This is a genomic window from Campylobacter sp. IFREMER_LSEM_CL2090 (assembly GCF_025771865.1).
GTDB classification, from domain to species: Bacteria; Campylobacterota; Campylobacteria; order Campylobacterales; family Campylobacteraceae; genus Campylobacter_D; species Campylobacter_D lari_D.
Window position 1 is genome coordinate 1 of the sequence record NZ_JAKMRA010000014.1, and the last position, 18,404, is coordinate 18,404.

The window sequence follows — 18,404 nt, forward strand, 5'->3', positions numbered from 1 at the left end:
GAGATTGAGATAAAATTGTTTATTTTTTTTAGATATAATCGAGCTTTATTTATATTTAAAAAAGGCATATTATGTTACGCTCATTTATAATTAGTATTTTATTTATAAATTCTTTAATGGCTTTTAATATAAAGTCTTTATTTACTTATACTTTTAATGATAATATTAGCTATGATTTAAAAAAAGCTAAAGAAATATATTTTAAAAACAAATGTAACACCTGTCACGGAGAAAATGGAGAAAAAAATTCTTATGGCAAAAAAGCTATTAAAGATTTAAGTCCAGAAGAAATCAAAGGTGCCTTAAAAGACTATGCTAATGGATATTTTGAAGATCAATCAAGCGATAGCATTCAAATGAGCATATACGCCAAAAAATTAAGTGAAAGTGATATGGATCACATTATAGCTTACTTAAAGGGGCAAAATTTTTCTATCGAGCTTAATCAAAAAGATCTTTTAGAAGAAGAACCTACACCAAAAACAAAACATAATACATTTTTAAAATAAAAAAAGGAGTTTTCATGAGAAAAAATCTACTGCTAGCTAGCTTGCTTTGTGCTAGTTCAATTTATGCTGCGGAAGTAAAAATAGGAGTTATTTTACCACTTACTGGCGCTTTAGCGGCTTATGGTAATGATGTATATGAAGGTATCAAACTAGCTAATACCTTAAATCCAAATTTAAAAAATGGAGATAATGTTAAAATCATAGCCATAGATACAAAAGGTGATAAAATAGAAGCAGCAAATGCCACCACTAGACTTATCTCTCAAGATAAAGTTTTAGGACTTATAGGTGAAGCTGTTACACCAAATACTATGCAAGTTTTATCTATAGCTGAAGAAAGGAAAATCCCAGTAATAGCTCCTGTTGCTTCAGGCGATAAACTTTTGGATAAAAAAAGCTACGCTAGTAGAGTTTGTTTTATGGATAGCTTCCAAGGAGATAAATTTGCAAACTATGCATACAAAGATTTAAATTTAAAAACTGTAGTTGTAATAGTTGATCAAAGCAATGTGTATTCACTAGGCTTAGCAAGAGCCTTTGAAAAAGAATTTAAACAAAATGGCGGGAAAATACTTAAAAAATTAACCATCTCATCGGGCGATAAAGACTTTAAAGCTATTGTTTCACAACTTAAAAGTATCAATCCTGACTTTGTTTATATGCCAATTTACCATCCAGAAGCAGCTTTAATAGCAAGACAAGCAAAAGCAGTTGGTTTTAATAAACTTTTAAGTGCAGGTGATGGGGTAAATAATAAAACATTTATTGAACTTGGGGGTGATGCTGTAAATGGAGTAATCTTTACCGATAGTTTTGACTATAACAATCCACCAACAACTTTGTCTAAAAATTTCATCAATGCTTATGAAAAAGATCATGGCACCAAAGAGCTTCCAGCATTTTCTGCTATGGGGGCTGATGCTTATTATGTGATGGTAAATGCAATGAATGAATGTGCTAATAATCTTAACGCACAATGCATTAATGAAAAAATTCATTCTACTAATAATTTTGAAGGCGTAGGTGGAGTTATAAGCATAGATGCTAGTGGCAATGCAAGTCGTTCTGTAGTTATAAAAGAAATACAAGAACAAAAACAAGTTTATAAAACTATTATTAATCCTTGAAAGGTTAAACTATGAAAAAAATTAGTATAGCTATATTGTCTATCATAGCTTGTAATATCATACAGGCAAAAGAAATTAACATTGGCGTAGTTTTACCTCTAACAGGATCTACTGCAGCTTATGGTCAAAGTGCTTTAGATGGAGTGAAAATTGCAAATTCTATGAAAAATACTTTAAGTAATGGTGATAAGGTAAATCTTGTTGTAGTAGATACAAAAGGTGATAAAATAGAAAGTGCGAATGCTAGCACAAGATTAATTTCGCAAAATAAAGCTTATGCACTTATTGGAGAAATGCTAACAGCTAATACTTTACAAGTGATAAGAATTGGCGAGGAAAAAAAGATACCAGTGGTTGCTCCTGCTGCTACTGCTGATAAAATTTTAAATAAAAAATTATATGCCAGTAGAGTTTGTTTTATGGATAGCTTTCAAGGCTCATCTTTGGCTAATTATGTAAAAAATAAGTTAAATTACACTAAAGCTGTGATAATTAGCGATCAAAGTGCAGATTATTCTTTAGGTTTAACTAGGGCCTTTGAAAAAGAATTTAACAAACAAGGTGGAAAAATTTTAGATAAATTTAGAATTACAGCAGGCGATAAAGATTTTAAAGCTATACTTTCTCAAGTTAAAAATTTAAAACCTGATTTTATTTATCTTCCAGTATATTATACTGAGGCTTCCTTGTTCGCACGTCAAGCAAAAGCAATGGGTGTTAATATTCCTATGGGTTCAGCAGATGGAGTTGCCGATGAAACTTTTATCAATCTAGCTCAAGATGCAGCAGAAGGATATTTATTTACAGATAGTTTTGATTATAATAACCCTCCAACACAGCTTTCAAAAGACTTTATATTAGCCTATGAAAAAGAAAAACAAAGCAAAGAAGTTCCAAATTTTACAGCTATGGGTGCAGATGCATATTTTGTAATCTTTGAAGCTATGCAAAAATGCGTTAATGATTTCAATAGTGAATGTATCAACAACAACATTCATGCTACTTCTAAATTTGAAGGTGTTAGCGGGGTGATTAGTATAGACAAAACAGGTAATGCCACGCGCTCAATTGTTATAAAATCAATAGAGAATCAAAAACAAGTTTATAAAGACTCGATTCTACCATAAATAAAAATTTTAAGAGGTTCAATGGATAGTTCTTTAATTTTACAGCAAATTATAAATGGATTTAGTTTAGGCAGTATGTATGCACTTATCGCTATAGGCTATACAATGGTTTATGGAGTTTTAAGACTGATTAATTTCGCACATGGTGATATCATGATGGTGGGTGCATATTCAGCTTTATTTTGTGTTACAAGCATGAATGTACCTTTCTTAGGCGCTCTTTCTTTAGCTATGTTATTTGCAGCAGCCTTAGGTATAGCTATTGATAGGGTAGCTTATAAACCTCTAAGAAAAGCACCTAGAATTTCTTTACTCATCACAGCCATAGGTATAAGTTTTTTAATACAAAATGTATTTAATGTTTTATTTGGCTCAACACCAAAGTATTTTCCTGTGCCAAGTTATCTTGAAACAGTGATTAATTTTAATAATATCAGCATTAGTGTTAATAGTATTTTAGTGCCTATTTTGACATTTTTTATATTATTAGTGGTTTTATTCATACTTTATAAAAGCAAATATGGCATTGCTATTAGGGCTTTAGCTTTTGATATTCATACTGTAAATTTAATGGGAATTGATGCAAATCGTATTATCGCTATTGTATTTGCACTAGGTTCAGCTTTAGCTGCTATTGGTGGTATTTTTTGGGCTGTTAGCTATCCTTCTGTTGAACCTAGCATGGGAACTCTTATAGGACTTAAGGCCTTTGGCGCTGCTGTTTTAGGTGGTATTGGTTCTGTTGCCGGAGCAGTTTTAGGTGGTTTGATTATAGGTTTTACAGAGGTTGTTGTTGTTGCTATTTTCCCTGATCTTTCTGGTTTTAAAGATGCATTTGCATTTATCTTTTTGGTATTAATTTTACTTTTTAAACCAACTGGAATTTTGGGTATTAATTTTGAAAAAAGTAGGTTTTAAAATGATTGCAAGAAAAATTACACATTTAAGTTTCTTTATTATAGCGCTTGCTTTTCTTTTTATATCTCCTTATTTTTTTAACGATTATAAAATAGGAATTTTAAGCAATATTGCTATTTTTGTAATCTTAGCGGTAAGTTATAATCTTATCAATGGAGTTACAGGACAATTTTCATTAGAGCCAAATGGATTTGTAGCTATAGGAGCTTATGTTGCGGCCTTAGTTTTACTTACAAGTGAAAGCAAAATCGATCAGTTTTCTTTAGAGGATCCAAGTAGTTTTATTTTGATGATTCATTCGCCAAGCTTTATTGTAGCTTTACTTGCTGCTGGGGTTTGTGCTATGCTTTTATCTTTAGTTTTAGCCTTTGCAGTATTTAGAGTTAGAGGAGATTATTTAGCTATTGTAACACTAGGCTTTGGAATTATTATCAAGCTTATGGCAATTAACTTTGCTTCTGTTACAAATGGCTCTTTGGGCTTAAACGATATTCCTAAACATACTACCTTATACTGGAGTGGTGGGATTGCTATATTTTCTGTTATTATCATCTTAAATATTGTTAGTTCAAAATTTGGTAGAGCCATGAAAGCTGTAAGAGATGATGAAGATGCAGCATTAGCAATGGGTATTAACACTTTTAATATTAAAACCTTAGCTTTTAGCACTTCAGCATTTTTAGAAGGTGTTGGAGGAGGCTTATTAGCTTGCGCACTAGCTTCAGTTTCACCTGAACAATTTGACTTTTTATTTACTTTTCAGCTTTTAATCATCATTGTTTTAGGCGGCTTAGGTTCAACTACTGGTGCTATCATAGGAGCTATTTTAGTAATAGGCGGAAGTGAGTATTTAAGATTTTTAGATGAGAGTATGAATATTTTTGGTTATGAAACTCCTGCCATGCCTGGTCTTAGAATGGTTGTGTTTTCTGTTATATTGATTTTAGTAATGCTTTTTGCAAGAAGAGGAATAATGGGCGATAAAGAATTAACAGATATTTTATTTAAGTTTTCTAAAAGGAATAAAAAATGATTTTAGAGCTTAAAAAAATCCATAAAAATTTTGGTGGAGTTAGTGCTATAGCAAATACTTCTTTTACTATAAAAGAAAGCGAAATTTTTGGACTTATAGGTCCAAATGGTGCAGGAAAAACGACACTATTTAATATTATTACAGGAAATTATAAACCAAGCAGTGGAGAAGTATTTTTTCTAGGAAAAAAGATTGACCATTTAAAGCCGCACAAAATAGTTCATCTAGGCGTAGCAAGAACTTTTCAAAATATTAGACTTTTTTCTAGCATGAGTGTTTTAGAAAATGTATTAATTGGTTTTGATAAGAGTATTAAATATAATATTTTTGAAGCTTTTTTGCATTTGGGAAGATTCTCCAAAGCAGAAAAAAATGCAAAAAAAGCAGCTTATGAAATTTTAGAACAACTCAATATTGCTCATTTGGCTGATGAAAGGGCCACTAGTTTAAGTTATGGACAACAAAGAAAAGTTGAAATAGCAAGAGCTTTAGCAACAAATCCTAAACTTTTATTGCTAGATGAACCAGCAGCAGGTATGAATTCAACAGAAAGCGATGATTTGGCTGAATTGATTTTTGATATAAGAAATAATAAAAAAATCAGTGTTTTGCTTATTGAGCATGATATGAAATTTGTAAATAAGCTTTGTGATAGGGTTATGGTGCTTGATTATGGTAAGACTATTTTTGAAGGAAAGCCAAGTGATGCTGTTCAAAATCCTGAAGTAATTAGTGCATATTTGGGAGATTTTAATGCTAGTAGTTAAAGATTTACATGTTTATTATGGCTTAATAGAAGCTGTTAAAGGTATAGATTTTACCATAAAAACAGGAAGTATAGTTAGCTTGATAGGCTCAAATGGTGCAGGAAAAACATCAACACTTAATGCAATGCTAAATTGTGTTAAAAAAACTGGTGAAGTAAGTTTTTTAGGTTATGACACTCAAAGACATTTACCTCATACTTTAGTACAAAAAGGTATAGCATTGGTACCTGAAGGAAGAAGAGTTTTTATAAATCTCACTATAGAAGAAAATTTAAAAATTGGTGCTTTTAATAATGCAGAAAACTACGAACATTTGAAAAATCAAATGTATAGACTTTTCCCAAGATTAAAAGATAAAAAAAATGCATTAGCGGGAACTCTAAGCGGTGGAGAAGCTCAAATGCTAGCTATTTCAAGAGCTCTTATGAGTGAGCCAAAACTTTTAATGCTAGATGAACCTTCGCTAGGGCTTGCTCCAAAAATAGTTGGAGAGGTTTTTGATATTATAGTCAAATTAAAAGAAGAAGGTATTACTATTTTATTAGTGGAACAAAATGCATTTTCAGCTTTAAAAATCAGCGATTATGCTTATGTTCTAGAAAATGGTAAAATCGCTATGCATGCACCTGCAAAAGATCTTATCGGTAATGATGAGATTAGAAAAAAATACCTTGGAGCTTAAATCATGAGAAGACAACTTTTAGCTTTTGGGGATATAAAAATTTCTATTTTTTTATTTTTAATTTTTGCCCTATTTTGCGCTCTAGCCACTTTTATAGAAAGTGCTTACAATACTCCAACAGCATGGGCCATGATATATGGAACATCTTGGTTTGGCTTTATACAGCTCATATTAGGAATCAATCTTTTAACAGCTCTTTTTAAATATAAAATGTTTAACAAAAGAAAAATACCGCTTTTAATCTTTCATATCTCATTTTTATTTATATTACTAGGCTCGGCTATGACTAGATATATGGGATTTGAAGGAAATTTACACATTAGAGAAAACGAAAAAAATAATATCATTGAAACCTCAAAAAGTTATATCTACATAGCAACCTTAAAAGATGATAAAGTATATAGTGCTGCAAAATCTGAATATATTGCCACTTTACCTTTTGTAAATGATTTTTCATTTGATTTAATACTACCCGATGAAAAGGCTCAAATTTCATATGAAAATTTGATTTTAGATGCAAAAGAAATTTATATCGATGATAACAACTCTGCTCCTCTTTTATCTTTAATGCTTTCACAAAATAACGAATCTAAAGAATTGCTTTTTCAAGCAGGGGATATAAAAAATATCAATGGTGTCAATATAGCATTTTTAAACGACTCTGCTCCAAGTCCTTATATAAAAATTGATAAAGATCTAAAGCTTAGTGCTGATTTTGATTTAAAATACATGTCAATGAGTGATGGCAAAGAAAACATTTTAAAAGCAAATCAAAAAGCACAAGCTAAAGATTTAAGATTATATTCTTTTAATGATATTAATTTAGTGGTAAAATTTGCTTCTTTACATGGTAAAAAAACCTTAGAAGGTATTAATCAAGCTCAAGATAAAAGCTTTTTTACTTGGTTTAAAAATAGTTGGATAGAGCTAGGACGCAATGCTTTGATTTCTTTATTTGGTGAGGCAAAATACTGGAATAATTCTTTATTAAATAATTTCAAAGACTTTGCACAAAGCACTAAATATATGCCAACTCAACTTTCAGAAAATGCTATTAATGCTTTAAAATTAAAATTAAGCTATAAAGGAGAATCTAAAGAAGTTTTCCTAGTAGAATACAACTCGCCTATCCGTATTGATGTAGCAGGTCAACCTTTCTTTTTAAGATGGGGTCCTAAAGGAATAGAAATGCCATTTGAAATGTACTTAAAAGACTTTGAACTAGAACGCTATCCTGGTTCGATGTCGCCTATGTCTTATGCAAGTTATGTGGAAATTGATAATGCCGAACAAAAATTAGAATATAAGATTTTTATGAATAATGTTTTAGATTATCAAGGTTATAGATTTTACCAAAGTTCTTATGATCAAGATGAGCTTGGCACCATACTTTCAGTTAATAAAGATCCGGGTAAAATTCCTACATATATTGGATATTTTTTACTTACATTAGGAATGTTTTTAAATATTTTAAATCCTCATTCAAGATTTAGGACTTTAGCTAAATTAATCAATCAAGACACCTTGAAAAAAACAAGTGCGATATTGACATTTATATTAGTTTTTTTTGCAAGCCAAAATACTTATGCAAATGAACCCATCAAGGTAGATGAAACACATGCTAAAGAACTTGCTTCTTTAGTAGTGCAAAAACCTGATGGTAGAATGGTTCCTTTTAATACTTTAGCTATGGAAGTTTTAGAAAAAATATACAAAAACACAACCTTTCAAGGCCAAAGCGCCGAAGCAACTATCATATCAATGATTTTTGATGGCAGTGCATGGTATGATAAAAATATTATATTTATGCCAACAAGTCGCTTGGTTAATGAAGAAATTTCTAAAATTTTAGGTATTGAACCTAGAGCTTATACTAGTTTTAAAGATTTTTTCACTACAGATGCTTATAAACTACAAAAATATGTAGAAAATGCTAATAGAAAAAATCCAAATCGTAGAAGTGTTTTTGATAAAGAAATAATCAAGCTTGATGAAAGAGTAAATATTGTAAATTTAATTTTTTCAGGAGATATTTTTAAATTTATTCCACTGCAAAATAGCACCAATAATCAATGGGTGGCACCACGCGAAGCATATATAGGATTAAAAGGCGAAGAAGGTAAAGAAGTAAGAAGCATTTTAGAAAATTATTTCAATGCAGTTAGTAATTCTATTGCACATAACAACTGGGATGAAGCAACTAAAAATTTAAATATTATCAAAAATTACCAAGAAAAATACGGCCATGAAGTTATGCCAAGTGCTAAAAAAATTAATACAGAAATCTTTTTCAACAAAAGTCAAATTTTTGTAAATCTTGCTCCGCTTTATTTATGCGCTGGATTTTTACTTTTGATTATAGTTTTTGTTAAAATGCTTCTGCCAAAAATTCGCATTGATTTTATATTTAAATGTGTTTATGTGTTTAACATTGTGGCATTTTTCATCCATACTCTAGGTTTGGCTTTGCGTTGGTATATAGCAGGTCGCGCTCCATGGAGTAATGCATATGAGAGCATGGTTTATATAGCTTGGGCTTTATCATTATCTGGAATTTTCTTTTCGAGAAAAAGTCCTATTGCACTTTCTTTAACCTCTATTTTAGCAGGAGTTACTTTAGGTGTAGCTCATCTTAGCCAAATGGATCCGCAAATTACCAATTTAGTTCCTGTGTTGCAATCTTATTGGCTAACAATACATGTTTCGGTTATTACTGCTAGCTATGGATTTTTAGGATTATGTGCATTATTAGGTATATTTGTACTTATTTTATTATGTATGCTAAAAATTAATGGCAAACATAATGAAAACATTTTAAGAAATATTACAGAAGCAACAAGAATCAACGAAATGGCTATGATTTTAGGACTTTGCTTACTTACAGTTGGAAATTTCTTAGGTGCTATATGGGCAAATGAAAGCTGGGGGAGATATTGGAGTTGGGACTCTAAAGAAACTTGGGCTTTAATTAGTATTTTAGTTTATGCAGCTATTTTGCACATTAGAATGGTATCAAAATGGGCAAATCAATACATTTTTGCAGTTTGCTCCATGTTTGCATATTGGGTAATTATCATGACTTATTTTGGTGTAAATTACTTTTTAACTGGTATGCATTCTTATGCAGCAGGAGATTCTGTGAAAATTCCTGATTATGTGTATTGGGGATTTTTATTTATGGTAGCATTAAGCTTAGCAAGTTATTTTAAAAGATCTTATGCAACAAAATTATAGGAAAGTTTTAAATGAATAATTCTCTTTTTATTTTTTTAGTTATAGCTTTAGTGATAATTATCATACTTGGAATTCTTTTGGTATTATTTTTCATGCACAAAGAAAAACAACCAAGCAAATCAAATCCAGCTAAAACTCCAAAAATAAGTAATATAGAAGATTTTATATCTAAAGCAAATAATGCAAGCAACTCTCAAGAAATTCAAGCTTTAATTTTGCAATTTTTAAATTCACAAAAACTAGGATCTAATCCAAAAGACAGCGCCACTAAAAGAAAACTTGATTTCATTAGTGCTATTTCAGCCAATGCTAATGCTACTCCTAAAAACATTTCATTTTTAAACAATGAGCTAAAAAAAAGATATAAAGCTTTGAAAAAAGAAATTGATGCTTATGAGCAAATAGGCCTAGCAAAAAGAAAAATGAGACAATCTTAAGGTTTTTTGATGAAAAATATTAGAAATTTCTCTATTATAGCTCATATTGATCATGGCAAAAGCACATTAGCTGATAGAATTATCAGCGAATGCGGAGCAATTAGCGATAGACAAATGAGCGCCCAAGTAATGGATACTATGGATATAGAAAAAGAGCGTGGGATAACTATAAAAGCTCAATCTGTGCGTTTAAATTATAAATTCAACAATGAAGAATATGTATTAAATTTAATAGACACTCCGGGCCATGTTGATTTTTCCTATGAAGTAAGTCGTTCTTTGGCAAGTTGCGAAGGGGCTTTACTTGTTGTTGATGCTTCTCAAGGAGTAGAGGCTCAAACTATAGCCAATGTTTATATAGCCTTAGAAAATGATCTTGAAATCATACCAGTGATTAATAAAATTGATCTTCCTTCGGCTGATATTGAAAAGGTTAAACACGAAATAGAGCATATTATAGGAATTGATTGCTCTAATGCAATTTGTGTTAGCGCAAAAACAGGTGTAGGTATAAAAGAACTCATAGAAACTATCATCACAAAAATTCCTGCGCCAAAAACTGATGATGAAGCACCTACTAAAGCTTTAATTTATGATTCTTGGTTTGATAATTATCTTGGAGCTTTGGCTTTAGTTAGAATTTATGAGGGAAATATTGCCAAAAATGATGAAGTTTTAGTTATGAGTACAGATAAAAAACATCTCGTGCAAGATCTTTTCTATCCTCATCCATTAAGCCCTATAAAAACTAAAAAATTAGAATCAGGTGAAGTGGGTGTTATCGTGCTTGGACTTAAAAATGTCGCCGATGTTCAAGTAGGTGACACCATAACACTAACTAAAAATAAAGCAAAAGAAGCCATTGGTGGTTTTGAAAAAGCCAAAGCTTTTGTTTTTGCAGGATTATATCCTATAGAAACGGATAAATTTGAAGATTTAAGAGATGCTTTAGATAAATTAAAACTTAATGATAGTTCTATTACCTATGAACCTGAAACTTCATTAGCTTTAGGATTTGGCTTTAGAGTTGGTTTTTTAGGTCTTTTGCATATGGAGGTTATTAAAGAAAGACTTGAGCGTGAGTTTAACCTTGATTTAATTGCTACTGCTCCAACTGTTACTTATAAAATTTATCAAACCGATGGAGAAGTTTTAAAAATTCAAAATCCAAGCGAACTACCTCCGGTAAATAAAATCGATCATATAAAAGAACCTTATGTAAAAGCAACTATCATAACTCCAAGCGAATACCTAGGGAATTTAATCACTCTTTTAAATCGCAAACGCGGTATGCAAGTTAAGATGGATTACATCACTCCTGAGCGTGTCTTACTTGAGTATGATATACCTTTAAACGAAATCGTTATGGACTTTTACGATAAACTTAAATCACTTACCAAAGGCTATGCTAGTTTTGATTATGAGCCTATTGAATTTAGAGTGGGAGATCTTGTAAAACTTGATATTAAAGTAGCTGGTGAAAATGTCGATGCACTAAGCATCATAGTGCCAAATGAAAAAGCACTAAGCAAGGGCAGAGAGCTTGTAAAAGCGATGAAAGAAATCGTCCCAAGACAGCTTTTTGAAGTTGCTATCCAAGCAAGCATAGGAAATAAAATTATTGCAAGAGAAAATGTAAAATCCATGGGTAAAAATGTAACCGCAAAATGTTATGGTGGGGATATTACTAGAAAAAGAAAACTTCTTGAAAAACAAAAAGAAGGTAAAAAAAGAATGAAAGCTATTGGTAAGGTACATTTACCTCAAGAAGCATTTTTAAGTGTTTTAAAAATAGACTAAATCCCTAGTTTATGCACTAGGGATATAAATTTATGCATTGATATCTAAAGAATTTCCACCCATTTCATTAATTTTTTGAGTTACTGTTTCAATAGCTTTATCAATTGTCTCATAGCTGATATCAGGAAGTTTGCCACCCCACATTTTTTCCGCTTGTGCAAATCCTGCTTTTAGACCCTCTAAACCTTTTTGAAGTTTTTCCATGTCTTCACCAGCCCCATTAATAACAAAATCAGCCAATCTTTGAGATGTTTTTGCTACACCAAAATATCCATCTTCCCCAATAAGCTCTTTTGCTTCATCAGCATTTAAACTAAGTATATCTTTACCTTCATATCCTATAGCTTTAAAATCTACATTTGATAAAATAGCTGTTAAAGAATCCTTAGATTGAGCTCCTTGAAAAATCCCTGCCTGAGATAGACTATTGGATGAACTCATGCTAAATACTTGCTGCATAAAATTCATAGCATAAAGCTCGGTTATGCCTTTTCCTCCCATACTAGCAAGCTTACTAAGCTTATCCTCATCTATATCTTTTGTGCTATTAGCACTTTTGGTATTGGCATCTTCAAGTTTTGTATTCAAATTAGCCTTCCTATTGCTAACTTGCGACTCTACTGCCACGCGTGAATACGAATTTATTTGCATCCTTGCTCCTTTTTTTGTGGGTTTATAAAAATCGTCTAAAAAAAATTAAAATTTACATTAAGAAATTTATAATTACAGCTTAAATATAATGCCAAATATTTATTATATTTTTAAAATTTGGGTGATATAAATGTTTTTCAAAGATTTTTTCATTATCATTGTTGATCCATATTTTAAAGATATTATAGAAGGTATAGAATCTCTTTATTAAATTTATTTTATCTATAAAATTTTAAATAAAATAATTTTTAATAAGGAAAGCTATGTCAATACATAATTTTTACACTACATTAAATCCTACCAAACTATTTATAAAATGTGCTTTGCCAAACATGGCTAGCATGGCTTTTATTTATCTTTATGTGATTATTGATGGAATTTTTGTTGGAAGATATTTAGGTTCAAATGCACTTGCTGCTATGAATTTAATGATGCCTTTTATCATGATAAGTTTTGCTCTAGCTGATATGATAGCCATAGGCTCATCAGTGCAAATAGCAATTAATCTAGGTAAAGGAAAAGTTGAAAAAGCAAGAGCTATTTTTTCTTTTTGTATAGTTATTATTTTTGCAATTTCTTGTTTAATGGGAATTTTAGGATTTTTTCTAGCAAAAACATTAAGTGTTTTTATGGGAGCTAATGAGAATATTCAAAGTTTATCTACTGAATATATGCAAATTTTTGCCACTTTTGCTCCCTTTATTATGCTAGCTTTTGCTATGGATAATTATCTTAGGATTTGTGGAAAAACTTTTTATAGCATGATAGTTAATATCATTACTGCTTTGAGTAATATTTTTCTTGACTGGCTTTTTATAGTGGTTTTTGATTGGGGGCTTTATTCGGCAGCTTTAGCAACTTGTATAGGGATGTTTTTAGGAAGCGTTTTAGGGATATTACCTTTTGTTTTTAAAGATTTAACTTTAAAATTTAAAAAACCAATAATCAAGCTGCAAATACTAAAAAATATACTTTATAATGGCTCATCTGAATTTTTTTCTAATATTTCTAGCTCTTTTTATACCATCTTAGCTAATGCTTTTTTGCTTAAACTTTCTGGAAGTACAGCTGTTGCAGCATTTTCTGTGATTTTATATCTTAGTACTTTTGTTTTCATGCTAGTTTTGGCCATGTGTGATGCTATGCAACCTGCATTAAGTTATAATTATGGACACAAAAATATTGCAAGAATTCAAGCTATTTTTAAAAGAATGTTTTTTGCTTCTTGGGGTGTAAGCACAATAGTGTTTTTATTTGTTTATTTTTTCAATAACCTTATAGTAAGTGTTTTCAACAAAGATGACAACCAAGATTTTATTCATATAGCACAAAATGCTTTGATATTTTTTTCTTTTTCTTTTTTATTTTCTTGGTTTGGAAAACTCTGCGCTTCATTTTTCACAGCGCTTGATAAACCCTTACTTTCTTTAGGAATTTCTATTTCCCAAAGTCTTATTTTCCCATTCTTATCTTTATTTATACTAACGCAATTTTTAGGAGTAAATGGAGTTTGGCTAGCCACTTTAGTAGGTGATATTTGTATGATTTTTATTGCTTCATTTTTATTATATAAAACTTTTAAAAATCTAAACTCTTAGCTAATTTTAAACAAGAGTTTAGATCTTGTTCTTTACATATATATAAATTTTTAAAATTACGAAGTTTTAAAGCTGTACTTTGACCTATAACTACAACTTTATCTTCTTTTTCTAATGCAAAAAATTTCAAAAATTGCTCCATGCTTGAAGGAGCGCTAAAGATAAAAACACTTGGATGATGTATTTTTAACTCATCTTTTTTAGGCTCTATGGCTATATTTTCATAAACGATTAATTGTTTTAAAAGGATATTTTCTTTCAGCAAATACTCATCAAGACCTGAACTAATTTTCTTCGCTCTTAAATAAAGACATTTTTTATTTTTAAACTCAAATAAAAACTCACTAGCTAAATTTTTACCATAAGCCTTGCTAGGATATTTGACATTTTTAAAGCCAAGCTCTTTTGCAAAATCAGCACTTTTTTCTCCCACAGCATAAAGTTTAATATCAAAATCAATTTTGTTTTTACTTGACATTAATGCTTTTAATGCATTCTTGGAGCTAATGATTAAACAATCAAATTCCTTTAAATTAACTTCAAAATCAAGAAATTTAATTTCATTTAATCTTATAGTCTTAACACCATCAAATTCTTTATCCCCTATAAAATAAATCATTATTTTCCTATAAAAGTTTTATCAAAATTTGATCTTAAATTTAAAGTTGCTATATAAGGATCATTTGCTTGCATTATCGCTCTAACCACAGCTATACCTTGTATATTACAATCTTTAAGCAAATTTAAATTAACTTCATCTATCCCACCTATAGCCACAATAGGTAAAGAAGCTAAACTAGCAATTTCTTTTAATCCATCTATGCCAAGCACAACACAATCTTGCTTGCTAAGCGTAGCAAAAACAGCCCCCACTCCAAGATAAGTAGCACCTTGAGTATTAATAAGATCATTTTTATGATTGATCGTAAGCCCTATGATTTTTTCTTCGCCTAAAAGTTCCCTTGCTTTTTTTAAAGGCATATCCTTTTGTCCTATATGCACTCCATTTGCATTCACAGCCATGGCTATATCGATTCTATCATTTATCACAAAAGGCGTGTTGTATTTTTCACACAAAGCTTTAACTTTTAAAGCAAGATTATAAAATTCTAAAGTACTAAGATTTTTCTCTCTAAGTTGTAAAATATCAATCTTAGCTTTCAAAGAAGCTTCTAAAATATTTAAAAACTCGCTTTCGCTTTTTTCACCCTTGCTTGCGACAAGATAAATTTTAAATGATTTCATATTTGGCTCTTTTTTTAATTTCTTCATCATTTAAATTACTTAAAGCATCGATTAAATTCACTCTAAAATTACCACTTCCACTAGAAAGCTCTTGAGCGATTTCGCTAGCTATGCCAAAACTAAGCAAAGCATATAAACTAGCCTGAAATTTATCTTCTAACACTCCTGCAAAAACTCCACACAAAGAAGCACACATACAACCTGCTCCAGTTATCTTAGTAGCCATGATTGAGCCATTATAAATTTTAGCAATATGCTCTTGATTTATAATATAATCAATTTTTCCAGTTATAGCTAAAACACGCTTGGTTTTATAAGAGTATTCTTTAGCTTTTTCTAAAAACTCATTATCGATTACAAAAGTACTATCAACCCCTCTTGCTTTACCATCTAAACCTATAACACTAGCCATTTCAGATGCATTTGCTTTAACAATACTAATGCCTTTTAGATTAAGTAATTCAAAATTAATCCCATCTCTTACCTTACTCACACCCAAAGCAACAGGATCAAAAATTATAGGTTTATTTAATAAAGTATATTCTTTAGTTGCTTTTAACATAGAATTTGCTATAAGTTGATTAATCGTACCTGTGTTTAATACTAAGGCTGAACTTATTCTAGCAAAATCAGCTTGCTCTTCATAAAAATCAGCCATAGCAGCACTTGCTCCCATTGCTATAGTTACATTTGCACAATCATTAGCTGTAACATAATTAGTAATATGATGAATCAAAGGATTTTTTTCTCTTACTGCTTTAATAATCATTTTTACTCCTTGTCATATTGAAAAAAATGATTAGTCGGACCACAACCTTTTCCAAGTGCTAAAGAATTTAATATAGCTCCATACACATAATCTTTAGCAAGTTTTATAGCTTCATGTTTTTCTTTACCTAAGGCAAGATTACTAGCTATAGCTGAACTTAATGTACAACCTGTGCCGTGTGTATTTTTTGTATTAATTTTTTCTGCTTTAAAAATACTAAATTCCTTTCCATCATAAAAAACATCATTGGTATTATATTTACTATGTCCACCTTTAATCAAAACACTTTTTGCACCTTCTTTGTGAAGTTTTATAGCGGCTTTTTTCATATCCTCCTCATTAAGTATTTTAAAATCACACAAAAACTCAGCCTCGGGAATATTTGGAGTAAGTACATCAGCTAAAGATAAAATTTCATCTTTAAAAAACTGACAATTTTCTAAAGGCATTAAAGCATAGCCATTTTTTGCAAACATCACAGGATCAATCACTACATTTTTAGCTTTAAAACGCAATAAATTTTCTTTTACACAAATTATGATTTCCTTTGAACCTAACATTCCAATTTTCACAGCAGCTGGCTCTATGTCTTCATAAACTGCTAGCATTTGCTCATCTATTATCTTAGTGGGTATATCAAAACAAGAAATCACTCTTGCAGTATTTTCAGCCACAACGCTTAAAACTACACTCATACCAAATAAATTATGAGCACTAAAAGTTTTTAAATCAGCTTGTATGCCAGCTCCACCACTACAATCACTTCCTGCTATAGTTAAGATAGGAATTTTAGTTTTTGTTTTTGCTTGTATCATTTTTATCCTTTTTTTATAAAAAAGGAAAGTTTTTGCAAGAATTCAAAGTTTGCATTACCAAACTTCTCAAGGGTCGAAGTTATACTTCCTCTCAGCAAAAGCTCCCCATTAATGAAAAATTATATCTTAGTTTTAATTAATCTTTAAAAATATTTTGAAATACTGCTATAATTTTGAAAAAACTACACAAAAATAAAAGGAAAAATATGACTAAAATTATTTTTGTTTGTTTAGGTAATATTTGTCGTTCTCCCATGGCCGAATTTATTATGAAGGATCTTATATCAAAAGCAAATTTAAATAATGAATTTATTATTTCTAGTGCAGGTACTTCAGGTTACCACGATGGGGAGGATATGCATTATAAAACTAAAGCTTTATTAGATAACAAAAATATAAATTCTAAGCCATTTTGTAGTAAAAAACTAAATTTAAAAATGTGCGAGGATAATGATTTAATTATCGTAATGGATAATTCTAATTATAATGATATAGTTAAAAATTTTCCAAATGCAAAACATAAAATTCATAAAATCACTTCTTTTGCCTTAGAATTAGGATATGACGAAGTGCCTGATCCTTGGTATAGTGGGAACTTTGATGAGACTTATTTAATCCTTTCGCAAGCATGTGAAAATATATTCAATCTACTCAAAAAATATTTTTAAATTTAAAAAATATTTATTATTTTTTTAATATAATTTCTACTTTTAAAAATTACTGAAAGGTTATTTGATGAAAAGTATTAAACTTAAAGTTTCACTAATAGCAAACGCTATTGCTATTTGTTGTTTATTGATTTTAGGAATTGTAACATTTATTTTTGTTAAACAATCTCTTTTTAATGAGGTTGTTAATTCAGAAAAAAATCGTTTAATTTTTACCAGCAATCTTGTAGAAGATTTTAGACAAAACACATCTAAATCTTTAATAGAACTCTCAGAAACCATTCTTAGACACCCATATTCAAACCTTAATTCTCAAGATGCATTAGCTAAAAATGTTGGTGTTCAACTAAAAGCATTTAGAGATGCAGGAAATTATCTAGCTGTATATATTGCTCAACCAAATGGAGAGTTAGTTGTAAGCGATACAGACAGCGATAGCAAAAATCTTGATTACGGTTTTTATGGCAAAGCTGATGGTTACGATGCAACAACAAGAGAATATTATATAGAAGCAAAAAAGAAAAACACTTTGTTTATAACCGACTCTTATATAGATGCTACTACAGGATTGCCTTGTTTCACTTATGCTCTACCTTTATTGAAAGATGGGAAATTTATTGGTATTTTAGCCATTGATGTCTTAGTTAAAGACTTAATAGAAAATTTGAAAAAAATGCCAGGAGATTCATTTGTATATGACAAAAATCACTTTGCATTTGCATCTACAAATGAAAATTATAATTCAAATCATCCAAATATTACAATAGTAGCCAATGCATTTGCAAAATCAAACAACGGGGAACCATTTTTTTACACTAGTAAAGAAGGTAATGAAAGACTTGGTTTGTGCAATACAACAAATGATTATACAGTATGTAATATTGCCTATGTTGATACCATAAACCATTCAAGTGAAAAAATTGCCCATGTTCAAGCTATAATTGTAATTTTCACAAGTATATTAAGTATTGCCTTACTTTACTTCATCATATCTTATTACCTTTCTCCACTTCAAAAAATCCAA

The 18,404-nt window shown here is 30.2% G+C and carries 18 protein-coding genes; 13 read left to right on the top strand and 5 right to left on the bottom strand.

The annotated features are described in order from the left end of the window. The first annotated feature begins 68 nt into the window (after nt 1-68). From L8V85_RS07775 to lepA, 10 genes are read left to right on the top strand one after another with little or no spacing between them, the layout of a single operon-like run. Nucleotides 69-509, top strand: coding sequence for a c-type cytochrome (locus L8V85_RS07775; RefSeq protein ID WP_412175253.1), 441 nt, complete (start codon nt 69-71; stop codon nt 507-509). Between the two features lie 14 nt (nt 510-523). Next, on the top strand, nt 524-1,636 hold the full coding sequence (locus L8V85_RS07780) for an ABC transporter substrate-binding protein (protein WP_263671811.1): 1,113 nt from the start codon (nt 524-526) through the stop codon (nt 1,634-1,636). An 11-nt stretch (nt 1,637-1,647) separates the two neighbouring features. Next, the gene (locus tag L8V85_RS07785; RefSeq protein ID WP_263709776.1) at nt 1,648-2,763 is read left to right on the top strand and encodes an ABC transporter substrate-binding protein; all 1,116 of its coding nucleotides are present in this window, start codon (nt 1,648-1,650) and stop codon (nt 2,761-2,763) included. A 21-nt stretch (nt 2,764-2,784) separates the two neighbouring features. Further along, nucleotides 2,785-3,681: a branched-chain amino acid ABC transporter permease gene (locus L8V85_RS07790; protein ID WP_220566316.1), complete on the top strand. Its 897-nt coding sequence runs from the start codon at nt 2,785-2,787 to the stop codon at nt 3,679-3,681. A 1-nt stretch (nt 3,682) separates the two neighbouring features. Continuing rightward, complete coding sequence (locus tag L8V85_RS07795; RefSeq protein WP_133319839.1) at nt 3,683-4,714, top strand: branched-chain amino acid ABC transporter permease; 1,032 nt, start codon at nt 3,683-3,685, stop codon at nt 4,712-4,714. Further along, on the top strand, nt 4,711-5,481 hold the full coding sequence (locus tag L8V85_RS07800; protein WP_263671814.1) for an ABC transporter ATP-binding protein: 771 nt from the start codon (nt 4,711-4,713) through the stop codon (nt 5,479-5,481). The genes L8V85_RS07795 and L8V85_RS07800 overlap by 4 nt, the downstream gene beginning before the upstream one ends. Further along, entirely contained in the window at nt 5,468-6,163 is a 696-nt protein-coding gene (locus L8V85_RS07805; RefSeq protein ID WP_133319837.1) for an ABC transporter ATP-binding protein, read from the top strand. Before L8V85_RS07800 ends, L8V85_RS07805 begins: the two co-directional genes overlap by 14 nt. A gap of 3 nt (nt 6,164-6,166) precedes the next feature. Then, nucleotides 6,167-9,397, top strand: a complete 3,231-nt coding sequence (gene ccsB / locus L8V85_RS07810) for a c-type cytochrome biogenesis protein CcsB (protein ID WP_263737785.1) — start codon at nt 6,167-6,169, stop codon at nt 9,395-9,397. A gap of 11 nt (nt 9,398-9,408) precedes the next feature. Then, complete coding sequence (locus tag L8V85_RS07815) at nt 9,409-9,834, top strand: hypothetical protein (protein ID WP_220566314.1); 426 nt, start codon at nt 9,409-9,411, stop codon at nt 9,832-9,834. A gap of 9 nt (nt 9,835-9,843) precedes the next feature. Then, nucleotides 9,844-11,634 (top strand): translation elongation factor 4, encoded by a 1,791-nt coding sequence (gene lepA, locus L8V85_RS07820; RefSeq protein ID WP_263737786.1) that lies wholly within the window; start codon nt 9,844-9,846, stop codon nt 11,632-11,634. Between the two features lie 30 nt (nt 11,635-11,664). Here the strand turns inward: lepA and L8V85_RS07825 are convergent, their stop codons facing one another. Continuing rightward, nucleotides 11,665-12,285 (bottom strand): hypothetical protein, encoded by a 621-nt coding sequence (locus tag L8V85_RS07825; protein ID WP_263659951.1) that lies wholly within the window; start codon nt 12,283-12,285, stop codon nt 11,665-11,667. A gap of 269 nt (nt 12,286-12,554) precedes the next feature. Here L8V85_RS07825 and L8V85_RS07830 point away from each other — a divergent pair, with 269 nt between their 5' ends. Next, nucleotides 12,555-13,883, top strand: coding sequence for an MATE family efflux transporter (locus L8V85_RS07830; protein WP_263737791.1), 1,329 nt, complete (start codon nt 12,555-12,557; stop codon nt 13,881-13,883). Here L8V85_RS07830 and L8V85_RS07835 read toward each other — a convergent pair. The 4 genes from L8V85_RS07835 to thiD are packed head-to-tail and all read right to left on the bottom strand — an operon-like array spanning nt 13,864 to nt 16,712. Next, nucleotides 13,864-14,505 (bottom strand): uroporphyrinogen-III synthase, encoded by a 642-nt coding sequence (locus L8V85_RS07835; RefSeq protein ID WP_318529432.1) that lies wholly within the window; start codon nt 14,503-14,505, stop codon nt 13,864-13,866. The two genes, L8V85_RS07830 and L8V85_RS07835, sit on opposite strands and share 20 nt — an antisense overlap. After that, nucleotides 14,502-15,128, bottom strand: a complete 627-nt coding sequence (thiE, locus tag L8V85_RS07840; RefSeq protein WP_263737787.1) for a thiamine phosphate synthase — start codon at nt 15,126-15,128, stop codon at nt 14,502-14,504. The genes L8V85_RS07835 and thiE overlap by 4 nt, the downstream gene beginning before the upstream one ends. After that, entirely contained in the window at nt 15,115-15,897 is a 783-nt protein-coding gene (gene thiM / locus L8V85_RS07845) for a hydroxyethylthiazole kinase (RefSeq protein ID WP_263737788.1), read from the bottom strand. The genes thiE and thiM overlap by 14 nt, the downstream gene beginning before the upstream one ends. Nucleotides 15,898-15,899: 2 nt before the next feature. Further along, nucleotides 15,900-16,712: a bifunctional hydroxymethylpyrimidine kinase/phosphomethylpyrimidine kinase gene (thiD, locus tag L8V85_RS07850; RefSeq protein ID WP_133319829.1), complete on the bottom strand. Its 813-nt coding sequence runs from the start codon at nt 16,710-16,712 to the stop codon at nt 15,900-15,902. A 206-nt stretch (nt 16,713-16,918) separates the two neighbouring features. Between thiD and L8V85_RS07855 the strand changes: the two genes are divergently transcribed. Continuing rightward, nucleotides 16,919-17,380, top strand: a complete 462-nt coding sequence (locus L8V85_RS07855) for a low molecular weight protein-tyrosine-phosphatase (protein ID WP_263737789.1) — start codon at nt 16,919-16,921, stop codon at nt 17,378-17,380. A 67-nt stretch (nt 17,381-17,447) separates the two neighbouring features. After that, nucleotides 17,448-18,404: PDC sensor domain-containing protein (locus tag L8V85_RS07860; protein ID WP_263737790.1), on the top strand; the 957-nt coding region annotated here is incomplete at its 3' end.